The sequence below is a fragment of the Streptomyces sp. NPDC001604 genome (assembly GCF_042893475.1).
GTDB lineage: Bacteria > Actinomycetota > Actinomycetes > Streptomycetales > Streptomycetaceae > Streptomyces.
In genome coordinates this window covers 133,964-152,614 of record NZ_JBIAUY010000024.1, presented here as the reverse complement: position 1 = coordinate 152,614, position 18,651 = coordinate 133,964, and the positions used below count along the sequence as shown (strand labels likewise).

The window sequence follows — 18,651 nt, the reverse complement described above, 5'->3', positions numbered from 1 at the left end:
GACGCCTGCCAAGCCCTGGGCGCCAAGCAGAAGTTCACCCGGCCCCACTGCCCCTGGACCAACGGCAAGGTCGAACGCTTCAACCGGACCCTGCAAGCCGAGTGGGCCTACTACCAGGTCTTTGCCAGCAACACCGAACGCGCCCACGCACTCGCGCCCTGGCTGCACTTCTACAACACTGGCCGCCGACACACTGCGCTCGGCGGCCAGCCACCGATCACCCGACTGTCACCAAAGTCATGACCGGGTACAGCTAGCGGATGCTCAGGAGTCGAACCGTGCCGCCCTCAGGTACTCCGGGTTGGGATCGAGCGCGGCCGCCAGCCGGAAATGACGTTTGGCCTGCTCGGCCTCGCCCCGGCGCTCATAGGTCCGGGCGAGCGCGAAGTGCGCGAACGCGTTGTCCGGCTCGCGCTCCAGGACGATCGTGAACTCCAGCTCGGCGGGCCGCAGTTGCGCGGCGGCGAAGAAGGCACGCGCACGCAGCAGCCGGGCCGCGGTGTTCTCCGGGTGGGCGGCGATGACGGAGTCGAGCAGCTTCACCGCGCCCCGCGGGTCCCGTGCGTTGAGCAGCTGCTCGGCGGCACGGAAGTCGATGACATGTGTCTCCGGAGTACGTCCGGTGGAACCGCTGGTATCGGGCACGGCAGAGTCCTTCCCTCACTCGAAGGGTTCAACGCCCCGGTCAGGGGGGTCCTGTTCCTGCGGCGACCGTGGCGCACCGGACGGCCCGGACGCGGCCTTCGCTCTGCGCACGAGGTCCGCCCAGACCTCCTTCACGCGGCGCTGCAGGTCTTCCAGTGGTACGTCGTTGTCGATCACGACGTCGGCGATCTCCCGGCGCTTGTCGCGGGTGGCCTGCGCGGCCATGCGCGCGCGTGCGTCCTCCTCGGTCATGCCACGCAGCCGTACGAGCCGGTCGAGCTGGGTCTCGGGGCTCGCGTCGACCACGATCACGAGGTCGTACAGCGGCGCGAGGCCGTTCTCCGCGAGCAGCGGCACGTCGTGGACGACGACCGCGTCCTCGGCGGCCGCCGCCTCGAGCTCACGGGAGCGCGCGCCCACCAGGGGATGCACGATCGAGTTCAGAACGGCCAGCTTCTCCGGGTCGGCGAAGACGATCGAGCCCAGCTTCGGCCGGTCGAGACCGCCGTCGGCGCCGAGCACCTCCTCGCCGAACGCCTCCACGACCGCCGCAAGACCGGGCGTCCCCGGCGCCACGACCTCGCGCGCGATGCGGTCGGCGTCGATCAGCACGGCACCGCACTCGACGAGCAGCCGCGACACCTCGCTCTTGCCGGCACCGATCCCGCCGGTCAGCCCCACAGTCAGCATGAGCGGAAGCTTAGGGCCTGGCACCGACAGCGGGACCGCCGGAGGTCAGTTGTCGCCTTCCCGTTCGGCCAGGAAGCGTTCGAACTCCAGGCCGATCTCGTCCGCCGACGGGATGTCGACGGGCTCGGCCAGCATGTTGCCCCGGCTCTCGGCGCCCGCGACCGCGTCGTACTGGTTCTCCAGGCCCGAGACGAGCGTGGTGAGCTCCTCGTCGCCCTCCTGGATCTGCCGGTCGATCTCGGTCTGGGTGCGGTGGGCGTCCGTGCGCAGCGAGTGCGCGATGCCGGGGAGCACCAGGCCGGTGGCCGCGGTGATGGCCTCCAGGACGGTCAGGGCGGCGTCCGGGTACGGGGACCGGGCGATGTAGTGCGGGACGTGCGCGGCGACCCCGAGGACGTCGAAGCCGGCCTCCATGAGGCGGTACTCGACCAGGGACTCGGCGCTGCCGGGGACCTGCGCCTCGTCGAAGGGGCTGCGGTGGCCCGGGACGAGGTCGGTGCGGTTGCCGTGCGGGGTCAGGCCCACGGGGCGGGTGTGCGGAACGCCCATCGGAATGCCGTGGAAGTTCACGGACAGGCGCACGCCCAGCCGCTCCACGATCTGCTGGACGGCCGCGGCGAAGCGCTCCCACTCGACGTCCGGCTCCGGGCCGGACAGCAGCAGGAAGGGCGCCCCGGTGGTGTCCTGGACGAGCCGCACGTCGATGGTGGGCTCCTCGTACTCGGTCCACCGGTCGCGCTTGAAGGTCAGCAGCGGACGGCGGGCACGATAGTCCACGAGCCGGTCGTGGTCGAAGCGGGCGACGACCTGGTGGGGCTGCGAGTCGAGGATCCGGTCGACGATCTGGTCGCCGGTCTCGCCCGCGTCGATGTATCCGTCGAAGTGGTAGAGCATGACAAGACCGGCCGACTCCTGGGCGAGCGCCATGTCGACGACGGCCAGCCCCTTCGGCTCCCATGCGTACAAACCCTGCGGATCAAGCACAGTGACCGCTCCTCCTCGTGTTCGTACGTTCCAACGCCCCCTGGAGCAAGGGCATTCCCGCCGGTACGCCTGATCAGCCATCTCTTACGGCGTTTTCATGGCAAGGGATGGGCAACGGCCATGGCAGGGGGGAGGGCAGCGGCTTTTCAGGGGCGCGGGGCTGTATCGATTTGCGGCTCCGCCGCGTGGGCGCGGGAAACCCCCACCGGCCGGCAGCCGAACAACAAGCCCTGGGGGCAGCGCTGAGGGGCCGCACCTCGAAAGGTACGGCCCCTCAGTCAGGAGCTACTGCTCAGAGAGCGTTCAGCTCTGGCCACCCGCGAGCTTCTCGCGAAGCGCGGCCAGCGCCTCGTCCGAGGCCAGCGCACCGGACTGGTCCGCGCCCTCGGAGGAGTACGAGCCACCGCCCGCGGCCGGAGCCGCACCCGCAGCCTCGCCGCCCTCGGCGGCAGCGGCGGCGTCGGCCTCGCGGCTCTTGATGACCTGCTGCTGGTGCTGCTCGAAGCGGGTCTGCGCCTCGGCGTACTGGCGCTCCCACTCCTCGCGCTGCTTCTCGTAGCCCTCGAGCCAGTCGTTGGTCTCGGGGTCGAAGCCCTCGGGGTAGATGTAGTTGCCCTGGTCGTCGTAGGACGCGGCCATGCCGTACAGGGTCGGGTCGAACTCGACCGAGGCCGGGTCGGCACCGAAGGACTCGTTGGCCTGCTTCAGCGAGAGGCTGATGCGGCGGCGCTCGAGGTCGATGTCGATGACCTTGACGAAGATCTCGTCGTTGACCTGGACGACCTGCTCCGGGATCTCCACGTGGCGCTCGGCCAGCTCGGAGATGTGGACCAGACCCTCGATGCCCTCGTCCACGCGGACGAACGCACCGAACGGAACCAGCTTCGTGACCTTGCCGGGCACGACCTGACCGATCTGGTGCGTGCGGGCGAACTGCTGCCACGGGTCTTCCTGGGTCGCCTTCAGCGACAGGGAGACGCGCTCGCGGTCCATGTCGACGTCGAGGACCTCGACGGTGACTTCCTGGCCGACCTCGACAACCTCGGAGGGGTGGTCGATGTGCTTCCAGGACAGCTCGGAGACGTGGACCAGACCGTCGACGCCACCCAGGTCCACGAAGGCACCGAAGTTGACGATCGAGGAGACCACACCGGAGCGGACCTGACCCTTCTGGAGGGTCGTGAGGAACGTCTGGCGGACCTCGGACTGGGTCTGCTCCAGCCAGGCACGGCGGGACAGGACCACGTTGTTGCGGTTCTTGTCCAGCTCGATGATCTTCGCCTCGAGCTCCTTGCCCACGTAGGGCTGGAGGTCGCGGACGCGGCGCATCTCGACCAGGGAGGCCGGGAGGAAGCCACGGAGGCCGATGTCGAGGATGAGACCACCCTTGACGACCTCGATGACGGTACCGGTGACGATGCCGTCCTCTTCCTTGATCTTCTCGATGGTGCCCCAGGCACGCTCGTACTGGGCGCGCTTCTTCGAGAGGATCAGGCGGCCTTCCTTGTCCTCCTTCTGGAGAACAAGGGCCTCGATCTCGTCACCGACGGCGACGACCTCGTTGGGGTCGACGTCGTGCTTGATCGAGAGCTCGCGGCTCGGGATGACACCTTCGGTCTTGTAACCGATGTCGAGCAGGACCTCGTCCCGGTCGACCTTCACGATGACGCCGTCGACGATGTCGCCGTCGTTGAAGTACTTGATCGTCTCGTCGATCGCGGCGAGGAAAGCTTCCTCGTTACCGATGTCGTTGACCGCAACCTGCGGGGTGGTGGCGGTGGTCTCGGTGCTGCTCGTCATGTGGGAAAGGGCTCCGGTACGGACATTGAAGTCGTAGGTACTGCTACGCCGGGAGCCCGTATCGCTCTGAAGAAGCCGGACAGCCAAGGAAGCGCCCCAACAGCCAACTGGAAATCCAGATACTGGTGATGGCGCCTCGACAACCGAGGGGACATACAACAGATGCGAGCGCAGCCTGCTACGTCTGAGGTGCGCAGGCCCGCAGCGCAACTTGTAGCATACGGGGGCAGCCGGACAGGGTCAATGCGCGAACGCGCACACCCGGGGCGGATCGCCGCATACCCGGCACAAGAACTGTCTCTGGAGGCCGCGCAGGCCTGAGAGACCTCTTCCGTGACACTGCCGAGAGGCCGACTGCGCCATAAGGGTGACGGAAGAGTACGACGAGGGAGCCGATCATCCAAGAGCCCGTATCTTCCGATTCCGCGTTCGAGCCGGAAGCCACCCGCCGCGCGTCCGACGTCACGGAGAGCGCCCGCGCCAACCGGGGCTGGTGGGACCGGAACGCGGACGAGTACCAGGTCGAGCACGGCACGTTCCTCGGCGACGACCGTTTCGTGTGGGGTCCCGAGGGCCTCGACGAGGTGGAGGCGGAGCTGCTCGGCCCGCCGGAGGAGCTCAAGGGCAGGGACGTCCTGGAGATCGGCGCCGGTGCGGCCCAGTGCGCGCGCTGGCTGGCCGCCCAGGGTGCCCGTCCGGTCGCCCTGGACATCTCGCACCGTCAGCTGCAGCACGCGCTGCGCATCGGTGGAACGTTCCCTCTGGTGTGTGCCGACGCGGGTGCGCTGCCCTTCGCGGACGGCTCCTTCGACCTGGCATGCTCGGCGTACGGTGCGCTGCCGTTCGTCGCCGACCCGGTGCGGGTCCTCACGGAGGTGCGGCGGGTGCTGCGCCCGGGCGGGCGTTTCGTCTTCTCGGTGACCCACCCGATCCGCTGGGCGTTCCCGGACGAGCCGGGCCCCGAGGGCCTGTCGGTCTCCGCCTCCTACTTCGACCGCACGCCCTATGTCGAGCAGGACGAGGACGGGCGTGCGGTCTACGTCGAGCACCACAGGACGCTCGGCGACCGGGTCCGGGACGTCGTCGCGTCGGGTTTCCGGCTGGTGGACCTGGTCGAGCCGGAGTGGCCGGCCTGGAACACCTCCGAGTGGGGCGGCTGGTCGCCGCTGCGCGGGAACCTGATCCCGGGGACCGCGATCTTCGTGTGCGTACGAGACTGAGTGCGTGATCCGTTACGACGCCCTGGACGCGCTGCCGGTACGTGGTGCGCTGCCCGCCCTGAGCGATGCACTGGAGGGGCCCGGCACCGCCGTTCTGGTGGCGCCGCCCGGCACCGGCAAGACGACGCTGGTGCCGTTGGCGCTGGCCGGGCTGCTCGGGGACGGGCCTGCGCGCCGCGTGGTGGTGGCCGAACCGCGTCGTATCGCGGCCCGTGCCGCTGCCCGGCGCATGGCGTGGCTGCTCGGCGAGAAGGCCGGCGGGAGCGTCGGGTACACCGTGCGCGGCGAGCGGGTCGTCGGGCGGCACGCGCGCGTGGAGGTCGTGACGACCGGGGTGCTGCTGCAGCGGCTGCAGCGCGACCAGGAGTTGGCGGGCGTGGACGTGGTGGTGCTCGACGAGTGCCATGAGCGGCATCTGGACGCGGACACCGCGGCGGCCTTCCTGTGGGACGTACGGGAGACGCTGCGGCCGGAGCTTCGGCTGATGGCCGCGTCGGCGACCACGGACGCGGAGGGGTGGGCGCGGCTGCTGGGCGGCGCACCGGTGGTCGAGGCGGAGGGCATTTCGCACCCCGTGGAGGTGATCTGGTCCCCACCGGCCCGTCCCGTACGGCCACCGCACGGCATGCGCGTCGATCCGGCGCTGCTCGCGCATGTGGCGTCGACGGTCCGGCGGGCTCTGGCCGAGCGGGACGGGGACGTGCTGTGCTTCCTGCCGGGCGTGGGCGAGATCGCGCGCGTGGCGGGGCAGTTGGGGGATCTGGGCGGCGTCGAGGTGCTGCAGGTGCATGGTCGGGCGCCTGCCGCCGTGCAGGACGCGGTGCTGGCGCCGGGCGAACGGCGCCGGGTCGTGCTTGCCACCTCGGTGGCCGAGTCGTCGCTGACGGTTCCGGGCGTGCGGGTGGTCGTCGACTCGGGGCTGGCGCGCGAGCCGCGGGTCGACCACGCGCGCGGGCTGAGCGCGCTGACGACCGTGCGGGCCTCGCAGGCGGCCGGACGGCAGCGGGCGGGGCGGGCCGGGCGTGAGGCGCCGGGGGCGGTGTACCGCTGCTGGACGGAGGCCGAGGACATCCGTCTGCCGCGTTTCCCTGCGCCGGAGATCAAGCTGGCCGATCTGACGGCGTTCGCACTCCAGGCGGCGTGCTGGGGCGATCCGGAGGCGTCCGGGCTGGCGCTGCTGGACCCGCCGCCGGGCGGTGCGATGGCGGCGGCGCGGGCCGTGCTGACGGCGATCGGCGCGGTGGACGCCGCCGGGCGCGCCACGGAGCGGGGCACCGCACTGGCCCGCCTCGGCGTGCATCCGCGCCTGGGCCGGGCCCTGCTGGACACGGCCGGCGAGGGCGCCGAGGCGGTGGCACTGCTCTCCGAAGAGCCGCCACGCGACTACGGCGACGACCTGACCACCGCTCTGCGCACCGCCCGCCGCGGCGCTGACGCCTACGCAACGCGGTGGCGCACGGAGGTACAGCGCCTGCGGGCCGTCGCGAAGGAGTTCCCGCGGCCCTCGACCGGGGCACCTCTTCCGGGGCCGGCAAACACCGCCGCCCCACCCCGGACGACCGACAGCGACGCGACCGCAACACCTCCACGCCCCGACAAGGCGCGGCGGGCCGCCGCGAACGAGTCCGCACGACCGTCGGCCACAAGCCCCCTCCCGAGGCCAGGAAACGCCGACGGCCCGCCAAACGCGGCCGACAACGACGCGACACACCACGAGCAGACGCAGCACCCGCAAGCCGCCGCGAGCGAACCCACACGACCGTCGGCCGGAGGGTCCGTTCCGGGGCAGGGAAACGCCGACGCCTCGCCCGGGAGGACCGGCCGTGACGCGACCGCCACACCTCCACGCCCCGACGTGACGCAGCAGGCCGCTGCGAACGAGCCCGCACGACCGTCGGCCACACCGTCCGTTCCGGGGGCGGGAGGCGTCGGCGTCTCGCCCCGCGGGGGCGGCAGCGGCGCGGGCGCCGTGTCTGCTCGGTCCGGTCGGGCGGGCGGACTGGCAGGTGGTGGTGACGACCGTCTCGTCGGGCTCGTGGCGGCCCTTGCGTTTCCCGAGCGGGTCGCCAAGGCGGACGGTGGGTCGTTTCTCATGGCCTCCGGAACACGCGCCGAACTCCGCGACGGCAGTCCCCTGCGCGGCGCCGACTGGATCGCGGTGGCCGTCGCGGACCGTCCCGTGGGCAAGGGGCACGCGCGCGTGCAGCTCGCCGCCGCGGTGGACGAGGACCTGGCCCGGTCTGCGGCGGCCTCGCTGTACTCCGAGGGCCAGGAGGTCCACTGGGCCGACGGGGACGTCGTGGCGCGGCGGGTGGAGCGGCTGGGGGCGGTCGAGCTGACCGTGCGGCCCCTGGCGGACGCCGACCCCGTACTCGTACGCAGGGCGCTCCTCGATGGGCTGCGGCAGGAAGGGTTCGGGCTGCTCAGGTGGTCGCCCGACGCGCTCGTGCTGCGGCAGCGGCTGGCGTTTGTGCGTCTGCATCTCGGGGAGCCGTGGCCGGATGTGTCCGACGATGCGCTGCACGCGCGCGTGGAGGAGTGGCTGGAGCCCGAGCTGGGCCGGGCCCGGCGGCGGGCCGACCTCGCGCGGATCGACGCGGGCCAGGCACTCACCCGTCTGCTGCCGTGGGCCTCGGGAGAGGCGGGGCGGCTCGACGAGCTCGCCCCGGAGCGGATCACCGTCCCCAGCGGGTCCAGGATCCGGATCGACTACGGCAATCCCGAACAGCCGGTGCTCGCCGTGAAGTTGCAGGAGATGTTCGGGCTGCACGAGTCACCCGCCGTCGCGGGGGTGCCGCTGCTGGTGCATCTGCTCTCCCCCGCCGGCCGCCCGGCCGCCGTCACGGCCGACCTCGCCTCCTTCTGGAGGGACGGCTACAAGGCCGTACGGGCGGAGCTGCGCGGCCGGTACCCGAAGCATCCGTGGCCCGAGGATCCCGCCGGCGCGGAGCCGACCCGGCACACCAATGCGCGGCTCAGGCGGTGACCGGTTCCGGTGTGGTGGACTCGGCCGGTTCCGGGTCGCCCGGGCGGCGGCTGCGCGCCTCCAGCCACAGTGACAGGGCGAGCAGCAGGACGCCGAGGGTGAGGAAGCCCCAGGGCAGGTAGGACGTCATCAGCAGGACCAGGGTGCGGTTGGACTTGACCAGGGCGACGGTGTGTTCGATGTAGTCCTCGCGCATCTTGACGTGGCCCGCGAAGGCCGTGACCTTCTCCCGGCCGCCCAGGAGCGTGCCGCCGCGGAGTTCCTCCTTGTGGATCTCCTCGCCGTAGACGGGGGCACCGGTGACGGGCTCCACCCAGAACTTGCGGACCGTGGTGTACCAGCGGGTGGTGCCGGTCTTGGCGACCGACTCGGGGGTGATGCCCTGCACGGGCATGGTCCTGGGGAACTTGACCTTGGTCCAGGGGATGGTCTGCTCGAAGTAGTAGACCTTGAGGCCGCGGAAGTCCTGGGTGCCCTTGTAGTGGATGGGGTTGGTGGTGCGGGTCTGGGCGTCGAAGTACTCGTAGTCCCGTTTCTGGGTCAGGAACGGCCACTTGAACTCGATGCCGGTCCGCTTCACCGGGTCGCCGTCGACCATCTCACCGGTGGCGTGGACCGGGGCCTGGCTGTGGGCGTCGAAGATGTAGCGCTCGGGGATCCGGGAGACCATCTTGCCGTCGGGGCCCTGGACGTAGGAGAGGCCGTCCCAGACGACGACGTCCCGCCCGGCCGTCTTCTCGATCTTCTTCGCGGCCTCCACATTGCCCTTGAGGGTCTGCACGATGGTGACCTCGGGGACCGTGCGGGCCTTCATCGTGCCGTAGTCGAGGAGGGTCGCGTTCTTCGCCTCCAGGACCATGTCCTGGTACTGATCGGCCGGGATCTTGGCCAGGCGCGGGAAGGCGTACCAGCGCAGCAGCGGGGACAGCGCCGCGAAGAACACGGCGAAGGCGAGCAGGACCAGACTGGCCTTGCGGCGCATCTCGGCCTCCCTCCCGGGCGGTTACGGGTGTGCGGGCACCGTCGTCAGCAGCGGTTTCGGGGACGTCCTGCCCGTGGGAGTGCCCATGGCCGTGATGGTGAGGACCAGCGCGAGGGCGAGGGCGAGACCGGTCGCGGCGGCGATCAGGGCGCGCATGCCTGCCTCCCCGGGGAAGGGAACTGACGGGAACTGACGGGAGCTGACGCGAACACCGACTGGAACTGATACATCGTCAGGTCCGGCACCGTAGCAACGGGCGGGCGAGATGAGAACACGTTGCACACACAACGACGGCGGCGGCGTCCTCTGGCCGAGGAGCGCCGCCGCCGCAGGGACGGTACGGAGGATTACGCGGAGGGACTGGGTGACGGGCTGGGGCTCGCCGAGGAGTCGGGCGCTGCGACCGTCAGCTGGATGTCGAGGGTCGCGCCGCCCGCGGTGGTGATGCGGAGGATGAAGTTGCCGGTGTTGTCGTCGGCGTACAGCTTCGGCAGCGTCAGCAGGCCCTTGGCGTCCGTCGTCAGGCCGGTCAGGGTGCGTACGGTCTTGCCGTCGGCGTCCTTGAAGTAGGGGCCCTTGTCGTTCTCGGTCGGGTCCGTTGTCGACTTGATCAGGGTTGCGGTGACGGCGACCTTGTCGGCGACGGCGCCCTTGTAGGTGGCCTTCACCTCGGCCTGGTCGGCGAACTCGCCGCCCGGCGTGCAGGTCAGCGCGGTGTCGCTGGTGCGCACGACGCTGTCGGCGACGCGCTCGGTGACGGTGGCGGTGTAGTCGAGTCCGGTGACCACGCGGCCCACGACGGTGGCGCGGACGGTGAACTCGCCGGTCTTCTCGCCCGCCTGGAGGGTGGGGGCGACGGCCACGCCGGAGCTGTTGGTGACGACCGTGGCGACGGACTCCCCGCCGGTGAAGGTGGTGTCGGTGTCGCCGACGACGGTGAAGCGGACCCTGACCTTGCCGACCGCCTTGCCGGACTTGGTCACGGCCTTGGTGCTGATCTTCTTGGTGAACGCGTCGCCGGCCATCGCGGTGAGCTTCGCGGTGCCCGCGTCCGCCAGGTGGTCCACGGTGTCGGTGGGCGTGGGCGACGGGCTGCTCGGTGTGCTCGGCGTGCCGGGTGTGCTCGACGGCGGTGCGCTGGGGGTCGGGGAGCCGCTGCTCGGCGGCTTCGGCTTGGCGGGCGGCGTGGGCGACGGCTTGGGGTTGGCCTTCTGGCCGTCGTCGCTGCGGCCCGAGGGGATGCTGCCGCTGCCGTCCGGGATCTCGTGGGTGCCCTTGCGGTAGTACTCCAGCCACGACAGGACGGTGTGCAGGTAGTCCTGCGAGTTGTTGTAGCTGAGGATCGCCCGATCGAGGTCGGCCGGCACCGACAGGTCCCAGCCGTTGCGGCACAGGTAGTGGCCGGCGGCCAGGGCGGCGTCGTATACGTTGTTGGGGTCCTTGACCCCGTCGCCGTTGCCGTCGCGACCCGCCCACGCCCAGGTCGACGGGATGAACTGCATGGGGCCGACGGCCTGGTCGTAGCTGCTGTTGCCGTCGTACTTGCCGCCGTCGGTGTCCTTGATCAGCGCGAAGCCGTTGCCGTCGAGCTGCGGGCCGAGGATCGGGGTGATCGTGGTGCCGTCCGCGTTGACGCGGCCGCCGCGGGCCTGGCCCGACTCCACCTTGCCGATCGCGGCGAGCAGTTGCCAGGGCAGGTTGCAGCCGGGCTTGGACTCGCGCAGCTCGGCCTCGGCCTTCTTGTAGGCGTCGAGGACGGTGGCGGGGATGCCCGCCTCCGCCGCGCCCTGCGCCACGGGGGTGCCGGTGGCACCCGGGGTCGGCGAGGGGTTCGGGCTGTTGAGCGGCGGAAGATCGGTGTAGTACGGCGAGTTGCCGGTGGCGGCGCCGTCGCCTGCGGTCGCATCGGGTGAGGGCTGGGCCTTGGAGGCGGTCTGTCTGCCGTGGTCGTCGACAGTGACCCCCGGAGCCTGGGACGCGGACAGGGCAGCGACCGCGACCGCTGCCACGGCTGTGGTTGCCGCTCCTTTGCGCAGCCTCATGCCGAATTGCGCCGCCATAGAGTGAACCCCTCCCGTGGACGCGTCAGCGCCCGTCTTCGTCTGCCCGGCGCACAGTGCGCCCGCCCTGTTCTGACGATCGACCCGGCCTGCGGGTTGCCCTCGTATCGCTCTCTTGTTTCTGTCGCATTCCTGTCGAGTTGCCGTGCCCACCTGTCCGACCGCGCCGCCCGGCGCGGTGACCCAGGCGACCCTACGACAACTTCTTTTCCACGGGGACCCGTTCGCGCCCGATATTCACCGGTTGGCCATGTACGAACGGCGTGGAATTGCGGCACGCATACTGGACCGGAGCGATCACCCGGGCCGTCCGCTCGGGCAATGTCCGGCGCGAGGAGCCCAGTTGCCGTTCACCCTGAGCCATGCGGCCGCCGTCCTGCCCGCCGTGCGCAGTGACGGATCCGGTCGAGGACGGCTGATTCCGGCCGTTCTCGTGGCCGGTTCCTTCGCGCCCGACATGACCTATTACGCGGCGAGTGCGGTACCCGGTGCGATGGAGTTCGGCACGGTCACCCACTCCTTTCCCGGCGTCTTCACGGTTGACGTGCTGGTGGCCTGGGCGCTGGTCGGGCTGTGGCTGCTGGTGCGGGAACCGCTGGTGGCTCTGCTGCCGCGACCCTGGCAGCCGCGGCCTGGCACCCTGCTGCGCTGCGGGGCACCGCGGGCGCGCTTAGGGCCGTCCCTGGCCGCGTGGTGGTACGCGTCCGCGGCGCTCGGCGCCCTGACCCACGTGGTGTGGGACGCCTTCACGCATCACGACCGGTGGGGCGTACGGCTGTTTCCGGTGCTGGGCCGGGTGCTGTGGGGGTCTCCCCTGTATTGGTACCTGCAGTACGGGAGTTCGCTGGTGGCCGCGGTGGTGATCGCGCTGTGGGTGACGCGGGCGCTGCGGAGGACGCCGGCGCACCCGGTTTCGCCTGCGGTCCCCGTGTTGTCGCTGCGGGACCGGTGGTGGGCCTGTGTGGTGATCTGCGGGTGTGCGGGGATCTGGGCCGTCGAGCGGGCGGCGCGGTGGTGGGCGTACTGGGGCGCGGCGGCCAGGCCCTGGGAGCTGATTCCGGCCGCGTGCTTCGGCGCGGGCGCGGGGCTGCTGCTCGGGCTGGTGCTGTACGTGGTGGGTGTGCGGGTGTGGCGGCCGGTGCCGTCCGGCGGGGAGCCGGAGCGGGTCAGCGTGGAGCAGGGCCGTCCGGCCGGTCGGTGAGGGTGCCCGCGGTCACGATGAACACCCTGACGGTGCGGGCGTGGCGGCTGCGGCGGACCCGGACGAGCAACCCGGTGACGTAACTGCGGCCGAGGCCCGCCCACAGCCGCCAGGCGGGCGGCTCTGCGGATCCCGTCCCGGTCCGGGTCAGCCGACGCCTGAGGCCCGCTGCCGTCCGGCGCAAGACGACGGCGAGGTCGGTGGGGATGCGGGCGGTGCTTGCACGAGCGGCGAAGGCCGGCACCGGCGCGGATGGCACGACAGGCGCCGCCTCGGCACCCGCCTGCGCTCTCGCCGGCCGGCGGTTGAGCATGCGTATACCCATGCCCGCATCCTTACGGTGCGAGGCCGGTGGGGGCCTTTTCGCGGGGGCCACCTGAGTGACGGTTCCCTTCGGGGCTTGACGGATCAGGGGGCCGTGCCCACCGGGTTCGACCGCGCCCCAAAGGGGCGACCAAAGGGGCGCGGGGCTCTGCCGACATGCGGCTCCGCCGCGCCGGCGCGACCCGTCACACCGCACCCGCAGACGCGGAGAGCCCACCGCGCGGAAGGTTCAACCGCGCCCCGAAGGGGCGCGGGGAACTGCGCAACCAGCCACGACGCGGCCGCAGACGCCCGATCTCCCCCGCGCGGAGGGCTTCCCTAGCCGGAGGGCCCGCTCGCCGCCCGGCAAGGCAACACCGATGCTCCGCCCACCGCCCTAGGCTAAGCGGATGGCTCCCCTGGCCGGAGGGCCCGCTCGCCGCCCGGCAAGGCAGCACCGATCCCCCGCCCACCGCCGGAGGCTAGTGCGCGGCCGACTCCCAGTCGGACCCCACCCCCACCGAGACGCCGAGCGGCACCCTCAGATGAACGGCGTCGGCCATCTCGCGACGGACGATCTCCTCCGCGGCGGCACGCTCCCCGGGCGCGATCTCCAGAACGATTTCGTCGTGGACCTGCAGGAGCATGCGGGAGGTGAGGCCCGCCGCCCGCAGCGCGTCGTCCACCTTCAGCATGGCGATCTTCACGATGTCCGCGGCGGTGCCCTGGATCGGCGCGTTCAGAGCCATGCGCTCGGCCGCCTCGCGGCGCTGGCGGTTGTCGCTGTTGAGGTCGGGCAGATAGCGGCGGCGGCCGAAGAGGGTCGCCGTGTAGCCCGTGGCCCGCGCCTCGTCGACGGCCCGGCGCAGATAGTCCCGGACGCCGCCGAACCGCTCGAAGTAGGTGTCCATCAGGACCCGTGCCTCGCCCGCGTCGATGTTCAGCTGCTGGGACAGGCCGAAGGCCGACAGCCCGTACGCCAGGCCGTACGACATGGCCTTGATCTTGCGGCGCATCTCCGCGTCGACGTGCTCCCGGTCGACCGAGAAGACCTGCGCCGCAACCGTGTTGTGCAGGTCCTCGCCGGAGGTGAACGCCTCGATCAGGCCCTCGTCCTCGGAGAGATGGGCCATCACGCGCAGTTCGATCTGGCTGTAGTCGGCGGTCATCAGCGACTCGAAGCCCTCGCCGACGACGAAGCCGCGGCGGATGGCGCGGCCCTCGTCGGTACGGACGGGGATGTTCTGCAGATTGGGGTCCGTGGACGACAGGCGGCCGGTCGCGGCGACCGTCTGGTTGAAGGTGGTGTGGATGCGGCCGTCGGCGGCGATCGTCTTGATCAGGCCCTCGACGGTGACCCGCAGCTTCGCCTGCTCGCGGTGGCGGAGCATGACCACCGGCAGTTCGTTGTCCGTCTGGGTGGCGAGCCAGGCCAGGGCGTCGGCGTCCGTGGTGTAGCCGGTCTTGGTCTTCTTCGTCTTGGGCAGGCCCAGCTCGCCGAAGAGGACCTCCTGGAGCTGCTTGGGCGAGCCCAGGTTGAACTCGTGCCCGGCCGCCGCGTGCGCCTCCTTCACCGCCTGCTGCACGGCGCCCGCGAACATCTGCTCCATGGCCTCCAGGTGGGCCCGGTCGGCAGCGATGCCGTGCCGCTCCATGCGGGCGAGCAGGATCGAGGTGGGCAGCTCCATGTCGCGCAGCAGGTCCGCGGCGCCGACCTCCTCCAGGCGGCCCCGGAAGGCCTCGCCGAGGTCGAGGATGGCGCGGGCCTGCACCATGAGCGCCTCGGCCTCCGCGCCGTCGTCGGCGCCGAAGGCGAGCTGGCCGTCGGCCGCGGCGGCGGGGGCCAGCTCACGGCCCAGGTACTCCAGGGACAGCGCGTCCAGGTCGAAGGAGCGGCGGCCCGGCTTGACCAGGTAGGCGGCCAGCGCGGTGTCCATCGAGACGCCGGCGACGGACCAGCCGTGCTCGGCGAGGACGCGCATGGCGCCCTTGGCGTTGTGCAGGACCTTGGGGCGGTCCTCGGCGGCCAGCCAGGCCGCCCACGCGTTCTCGTCGGCCTCGTCCAGCTGGGACGGGTCGAACCAGGCCGCCGGTCCTTCGGCGGTGGCGAGGGCGACCTCGGCGACCGAGCCGGTGCCCAGCGCCCAGGTGTCGACCGTGGCGATGCCGAGCGTCTCGGTGCCGTGCTCGGTGAGCCAGCCGGCCAGCTCGCCCGTGCCCAGCACCGTCCCGTCCAGCTCCACGCCGGGCGCCGCCGGCTTCGCCTCGGCCTGCTCGCCGCCCGGGTCGACGGCGAGCAGCCGCTCGCGCAGCGAGGGGTTCCTGATCTCCAGGGTGTCCAGGACCATCGCGACGGCCGTGCGGTCGTACGGGGCACGCTCCAGGTCGGCCACCGCCTTGGGCAGCTCGACCGTGCGCACCATCTCGGTCAGGCGGCGGTTGAGCTTGACCGCCTCCAGATGCTCGCGCAGGTTCTGCCCGGCCTTGCCCTTGACCTCCTCGACGCGCTCGACGAGCGCCGCGAAGGAACCGAACTGGTTGATCCACTTCGCGGCGGTCTTCTCACCGACGCCGGGGATGCCCGGCAGGTTGTCGGACGGGTCGCCGCGCAGCGCCGCGAAGTCGGGGTACTGCGCGGGCGTCAGCCCGTACTTCTCGAAGACCTTCTCCGGGGTGAACCGGGTCAGCTCGGAGACGCCCTTGGTCGGATACAGCACTGTCGTGTGCTCGCTGACCAGCTGGAAGGAGTCGCGGTCGCCGGTGACGATCAGCACCTCGAAGCCCTCGGCCTCCGCCTGGGTGGCGAGGGTGGCGATGACGTCGTCCGCCTCGAAGCCGTCGACCGCGAACCGCGACGCGTTCATCGCGTCCAGCAGCTCGCCGATCAGCTCGACCTGCCCCTTGAACTCGTCCGGGGTCTTCGAGCGGTTGGCCTTGTACTCGGTGAACTCCTCGGAGCGCCACGTCTTGCGGGAGACGTCGAAGGCCACCGCGAAGTGCGTGGGCTCCTCGTCACGCAGGGTGTTGGCCAGCATCGACGCGAAGCCGTAGATCGCGTTCGTCGGCTGGCCCGTCGCGGTCGTGAAGTTCTCCGCGGGCAGCGCGAAGAACGCGCGGTAGGCCAGCGAGTGCCCGTCCATGAGCATGAGGCGGGGCCGCGTGTTGCCGCCGGCGGTCTTGTCGGTCGTCTTCGATGCTGTTTCTGCCACGCCCCGATCCTGCCACGTGCCACTGACAGTCGTGGCTCCCCGCCGGATCGGCACCTCCCCCACCGCTTCGAGGGCCGGGAAGCCCCCGCCTTTGCGGCCGAAGCCGATCGCCGGCCCGGCGCAAAGAAAGGCGACGGGCGCCAACGCAACGCCACGGCGGAGAGCAGCAGCGCCCGGCGCCGCACAACCGGAGATCACGCTCCCCGCGCAGAACCGGCTGTCCCCGCTGTCAGTCGCGCGTGCGAGGATCGAAGTGGTAGCTCGCAGGTGTCTGTGAAGGAGAGTGCGCGATGGCGACGAAGCCGCCCAAGGGTGATCCGGTCCAGGACGCACCGCAGGTCACCGGGCCCAAGCACGCGGCGGCGGGACTGCCGGCCATCGGGCACACCCTGCGCATCGCCCAGCAGCAGATGGGCGTGAAGCGGACCGCGCTGACGCTGCTGCGCGTCAACCAGAAGGACGGGTTCGACTGCCCGGGCTGCGCCTGGCCGGAACCGGACCACCGGCATGCGGCGGAGTTCTGTGAGAACGGCGCGAAGGCGGTCGCCGAGGAGGCCACTCTGCGCCGGGTCACCCCGGAGTTCTTCGCCGCGCACTCCGTCGCCGACCTCGCCTCCCGCAGCGGCTACTGGCTGGGGCAGCAGGGCCGGCTCACCCACCCCATGCACCTGCCCGAAGGGGGCACCCACTACGAGCCGGTGAGCTGGGAGCGCGCCTTCGACATCGTCGCCGAGGAGCTCGCCGCCCTCGACTCCCCCGACGAGGCGCTCTTCTACACCTCGGGGCGCACCAGCAACGAGGCGGCCTTCCTCTACCAGCTCTTCGCCCGCCGGCTCGGCACGAACAACCTGCCGGACTGCTCCAACATGTGCCACGAGTCGTCCGGTTCGGCCCTGAGCGAGACCATCGGCATCGGCAAGGGCAGCGTCCTGCTGGAGGACCTCTACAAGGCCGACCTGATCATCGTCGCCGGCCAGAACCCGGGCACCAACCACCCACGCATGCTCTCGGCCCTGGAGAAGGCCAAGGCCAACGGCGCGAAGATCATCAGCGTGAACCCGCTGCCCGAGGCCGGCCTGGAGCGGTTCAAGAACCCGCAGACCGCGCAGGGCATGCTCAGGGGCGCCGCCCTCAACGACCTGTTCCTGCAGATCCGCATCGGCGGCGACCAGGCCCTCTTCCGCCTCCTCAACAAGCTCATCCTGGAGAGCGAGGGCGCGGTCGACGAGGAGTTCGTGCGCGAACACACCCACGGCTACGAGGAGTTCGCCGCGGCCGCCAAGGCCGCCGACTGGGACGAGACCCTGACCGCGACCGGCCTCACGCGCGCGGAGATCGACGCCACCCTGAAGATGGTCCTCGCCTCGAAACGCACCATCGTGTGCTGGGCGATGGGCCTGACCCAGCACAAGCACTCCGTGCCGACCATCCGCGAGGTCGTCAACTTCCTCCTGCTGCGCGGCAACATCGGCCGCCCGGGCGCGGGCGTGTGCCCGGTGCGCGGCCACTCGAACGTGCAGGGCGACCGGACGATGGGCATCTTCGAGCGCCCCGCCCCCGCCTTCCTGGACGCCCTGGAGAGGGAGTTCGGCTTCGCACCGCCGCGCGAGCACGGCTACGACGTCGTCCAGGCCATCCGCGCCCTGCGCGACGGCCGGGCGAAGGTGTTCTTCGCGATGGGCGGCAACTTCGTGTCCGCCTCCCCGGACACCGAGGTCACCGAGGCCGCCATGCGGCGCGCCCGCCTGACCGTGCACGTGTCGACCAAGCTCAACCGCTCGCACGTGGTCACGGGCGCGCGGGCCCTGATCCTGCCCACCCTGGGCCGCACCGAGCGTGACCTGCAGGGCAGCGGCGAGCAGTTCGTGACCGTGGAGGACTCCATGGGCATGGTGCACGCCTCCCGCGGCCGCCTGGAGCCCGCGAGCACCCACCTGCTGTCGGAGCCGGCCATCGTCTGCCGCCTGGCCCGCCGTGTGCTCGGCGAGGACGACACGGTGCCCTGGGAGGAGTTCGAGAAGGACTACGCCACCATCCGCGACCGCATCGCGCGCGTGGTCCCCGGCTTCGAGGACTTCAACGCGCGCGTGGGCCGCCCCGGCGGCTTCACCCTCCCCCACGCCCCGCGCGACGAACGCCGCTTCCCCACGGCAACCGGCAGGGCGAACTTCACGGCGGCGCCCGTCGAGTACCCCAGGCTGCCCGAAGGCCGTCTGCTGCTGCAGACGCTGCGCTCGCACGACCAGTACAACACCACCATCTACGGCCTCGACGACCGCTACCGCGGCATCAGGAACGGCCGCCGTGTCGTCCTGGTCAACCCCGAGGACGCACGCGCGCTCGGCGTCGCCGACGGCTCGTACGTGGACCTGGTCGGCGAGTGGAAGGACGGCGTCGAGCGCAGGGCGCCCGGCTTCCGCGTCGTGCACTACCCGACGGCACGCGGCTGCGCCGCCGCCTACTACCCCGAGACCAACGTCCTGGTGCCGCTGGACTCCACCGCGGACACCAGTAACACCCCGGCCAGCAAGTCCGTCGTCGTACGTCTGGAACAATCGGCAACCGACTGAG

General features: G+C 71.2%; 14 protein-coding genes. 5 read left to right on the top strand and 9 right to left on the bottom strand.

The genetic code is table 11. The annotated features are described in order from the left end of the window. The coding region (locus ACFY1E_RS42545) for an integrase core domain-containing protein (protein WP_389086510.1) at nt 1-243 on the top strand (243 nt) is incomplete at its 5' end. 21 nt (nt 244-264) lie between these two features. Here the strand turns inward: ACFY1E_RS42545 and ACFY1E_RS42540 are convergent. From ACFY1E_RS42540 to rpsA, 4 genes are all read right to left on the bottom strand, one after another. Continuing rightward, nucleotides 265-645, bottom strand: a complete 381-nt coding sequence (locus tag ACFY1E_RS42540) for a tetratricopeptide repeat protein (protein WP_389086507.1) — start codon at nt 643-645, stop codon at nt 265-267. Between the two features lie 15 nt (nt 646-660). Beyond that, the gene (gene coaE / locus ACFY1E_RS42535; protein WP_389086505.1) at nt 661-1,335 is read right to left on the bottom strand and encodes a dephospho-CoA kinase; all 675 of its coding nucleotides are present in this window, start codon (nt 1,333-1,335) and stop codon (nt 661-663) included. A gap of 45 nt (nt 1,336-1,380) precedes the next feature. Beyond that, nucleotides 1,381-2,319, bottom strand: coding sequence for a PAC2 family protein (locus ACFY1E_RS42530; RefSeq protein ID WP_099928070.1), 939 nt, complete (start codon nt 2,317-2,319; stop codon nt 1,381-1,383). Nucleotides 2,320-2,622: 303 nt separating this feature from the next. Further along, entirely contained in the window at nt 2,623-4,119 is a 1,497-nt protein-coding gene (gene rpsA, locus ACFY1E_RS42525) for a 30S ribosomal protein S1 (RefSeq protein ID WP_389086503.1), read from the bottom strand. A gap of 398 nt (nt 4,120-4,517) precedes the next feature. On the opposite strand from rpsA, the gene ACFY1E_RS42520 reads away from it, so the two are divergent. Together ACFY1E_RS42520 and ACFY1E_RS42515 are read left to right on the top strand one after the other, a co-directional pair. Beyond that, complete coding sequence (locus ACFY1E_RS42520) at nt 4,518-5,339, top strand: class I SAM-dependent methyltransferase (protein ID WP_389086527.1); 822 nt, start codon at nt 4,518-4,520, stop codon at nt 5,337-5,339. A 4-nt stretch (nt 5,340-5,343) separates the two neighbouring features. Beyond that, nucleotides 5,344-8,325, top strand: a complete 2,982-nt coding sequence (locus ACFY1E_RS42515; protein WP_389086500.1) for an ATP-dependent helicase C-terminal domain-containing protein — start codon at nt 5,344-5,346, stop codon at nt 8,323-8,325. Here the strand turns inward: ACFY1E_RS42515 and ACFY1E_RS42510 are convergent. From ACFY1E_RS42510 to ACFY1E_RS42500, 3 genes are all read right to left on the bottom strand, one after another. Continuing rightward, entirely contained in the window at nt 8,315-9,307 is a 993-nt protein-coding gene (locus ACFY1E_RS42510; RefSeq protein ID WP_389086498.1) for a DUF3068 domain-containing protein, read from the bottom strand. The two genes, ACFY1E_RS42515 and ACFY1E_RS42510, sit on opposite strands and share 11 nt — an antisense overlap. A 21-nt stretch (nt 9,308-9,328) precedes the next feature. Beyond that, entirely contained in the window at nt 9,329-9,463 is a 135-nt protein-coding gene (locus ACFY1E_RS42505) for an SPW_0924 family protein (RefSeq protein ID WP_107118462.1), read from the bottom strand. Between the two features lie 191 nt (nt 9,464-9,654). After that, nucleotides 9,655-11,367 carry a lytic transglycosylase domain-containing protein gene (locus ACFY1E_RS42500; RefSeq protein WP_389086495.1) on the bottom strand — a complete coding sequence of 571 codons (1,713 nt, stop codon included), beginning with the start codon at nt 11,365-11,367 and terminating at the stop codon, nt 9,655-9,657. Between the two features lie 343 nt (nt 11,368-11,710). On the opposite strand from ACFY1E_RS42500, the gene ACFY1E_RS42495 reads away from it, so the two are divergent. Further along, complete coding sequence (locus ACFY1E_RS42495; protein ID WP_389086492.1) at nt 11,711-12,568, top strand: DUF4184 family protein; 858 nt, start codon at nt 11,711-11,713, stop codon at nt 12,566-12,568. Here ACFY1E_RS42495 and ACFY1E_RS42490 read toward each other — a convergent pair. Further along, nucleotides 12,534-12,893 carry a hypothetical protein gene (locus tag ACFY1E_RS42490; RefSeq protein ID WP_389086490.1) on the bottom strand — a complete coding sequence of 120 codons (360 nt, stop codon included), beginning with the start codon at nt 12,891-12,893 and terminating at the stop codon, nt 12,534-12,536. The two genes, ACFY1E_RS42495 and ACFY1E_RS42490, sit on opposite strands and share 35 nt — an antisense overlap. 460 nt (nt 12,894-13,353) lie before the next feature. Then, nucleotides 13,354-16,080 (bottom strand): DNA polymerase I, encoded by a 2,727-nt coding sequence (polA, locus tag ACFY1E_RS42485; RefSeq protein ID WP_389086488.1) that lies wholly within the window; start codon nt 16,078-16,080, stop codon nt 13,354-13,356. Between the two features lie 290 nt (nt 16,081-16,370). On the opposite strand from polA, the gene ACFY1E_RS42480 reads away from it, so the two are divergent. Next, nucleotides 16,371-18,650 carry an FdhF/YdeP family oxidoreductase gene (locus ACFY1E_RS42480; protein WP_389086486.1) on the top strand — a complete coding sequence of 760 codons (2,280 nt, stop codon included), beginning with the start codon at nt 16,371-16,373 and terminating at the stop codon, nt 18,648-18,650. The last annotated feature ends 1 nt before the right edge of the window (nt 18,651 follow it).

Excerpts from the sequence above, each read along its gene's own strand:
- coaE (WP_389086505.1), bottom strand. The coding sequence starts at position 1,335 with ATGCTGACTGTGGGGCTGACCGGCGGGATCGGTGCCGGCAAGAGCGAG.
- rpsA (WP_389086503.1), bottom strand. The coding sequence starts at position 4,119 with ATGACGAGCAGCACCGAGACCACCGCCACCACCCCGCAGGTTGCGGTC.
- ACFY1E_RS42510 (WP_389086498.1), bottom strand. The coding sequence starts at position 9,307 with ATGCGCCGCAAGGCCAGTCTGGTCCTGCTCGCCTTCGCCGTGTTCTTC.
- ACFY1E_RS42505 (WP_107118462.1), bottom strand. The coding sequence starts at position 9,463 with ATGCGCGCCCTGATCGCCGCCGCGACCGGTCTCGCCCTCGCCCTCGCG.
- ACFY1E_RS42500 (WP_389086495.1), bottom strand. The coding sequence starts at position 11,367 with ATGGCGGCGCAATTCGGCATGAGGCTGCGCAAAGGAGCGGCAACCACA.
- ACFY1E_RS42490 (WP_389086490.1), bottom strand. The coding sequence starts at position 12,893 with ATGGGTATACGCATGCTCAACCGCCGGCCGGCGAGAGCGCAGGCGGGT.
- ACFY1E_RS42480 (WP_389086486.1), top strand. The coding sequence starts at position 16,371 with ATGGCGACGAAGCCGCCCAAGGGTGATCCGGTCCAGGACGCACCGCAG.